Genomic DNA, 1,158 nt, shown 5'->3' with positions numbered 1-1,158 from the left:
TGGGAATCGGGGGGACCTGAAGCGGGGAGTAACAGCCCTTCAAGGGTAAATCTGGTGACTAGGGCTAAGTCGTAACAAGGTAGCCGTACCGGAAGGTGCGGCTGGAACATCTCCTTTTTGGAGTTGATTACAGGATTCTGGTTCCTTATATAATAGGGGGCCAGAGCTGGTCAGACTCAAGATTGTATGTACGCTGGTAGTTGGCGGAGAACGCCATCCTGGATCACGCAAGTGGTTCAGGGTTTAGTTCTTTGACCTATTGAGAAGAAGGCTTTTAGATCCGTAAGGGTTTAGAGCCACACACAAGTAGAGTAAATTGTAAGCAAGCAAGTAATACCGCGATTGTATCACTAGATACTAACGCAGCAAAAGGGCACCCGGGGGATGCCTTGGCTTCTACAGGCGAAGAAGGACGTGGCAAGCGACGAAACGCTGCGGGGACCAGCTGGCATGGGTTGATCCGCAGGTGTCCGAATGGGGAAACCCGGCGGTGTGAAGCACCGTCATCACGCTTTATTGCGTGAGGCTCACCCGCTGAACTGAAACATCTAAGTAAGCGGAGGAAAAGAAAACAATCAGTGATGGCGTCAGTAGTGGCGAGCGAACGCGTCGAAGCCCAAACCGGTTCCGTTACGGCGGAGTCGGGGTTGTAGGACTCGACATCAAGCGATTTGTCAAACTCGAATGGTCTGGGAAGGCCAACCGCAGGGGGTGAGAGTCCCGTAGAGATCAATACAAATCGTGGGTTGAGTATCCTGAGTAGGGGGGAGCCGGAGGGACTCCCTCTGAAGCTGGCAGCACCATCTGCCAAGGCTAAACACTGTAGAAGACCGATAGGGAAGAGTACCGTGAGGGAAAGGTGAAAAGGACTGGGCGTACCAGGGTGAAACAGAACCTGAAACCGGGTGCTTACAAGCGGTTGGAGCTCCTTCGTGGAGTGACAGCGTGCCTTTTGCATAATGAGCCTACGAGTAACGGTCACTAGCGAGGTTAAAAGACTGGAGTCTTGGAGCCGAAGCGAAAGCGAGTCTGAACAGGGCGCTTAGTTAGTGGCTGTTGACGCGAAACTTGGTGATCTACCCATGGCCAGGTTGAAGGGGTGGTAACACACCGTGGAGGACCGCACCGATAAACGTTGAAAAGTTTCCGGATGAGTTG

Annotated in this window: 2 rRNA genes; both read left to right on the top strand. The window is 52.8% G+C overall.

The features are described 5' to 3' along the window. Positions 1-117, top strand: a 16S ribosomal RNA gene (locus ACAW87_RS25760); the annotation flags it as partial. Between the two features lie 239 nt (positions 118-356). Next, a 23S ribosomal RNA gene (locus ACAW87_RS25755) occupies positions 357-1,158 on the top strand; the annotation flags it as partial.

It is taken from the genome of Fibrella aquatica, from assembly GCF_041321135.1.
GTDB classification, from domain to species: Bacteria; Bacteroidota; Bacteroidia; order Cytophagales; family Spirosomataceae; genus Fibrella; species Fibrella aquatica.
This window is presented reverse-complemented; position numbering and strand designations above follow the sequence as displayed.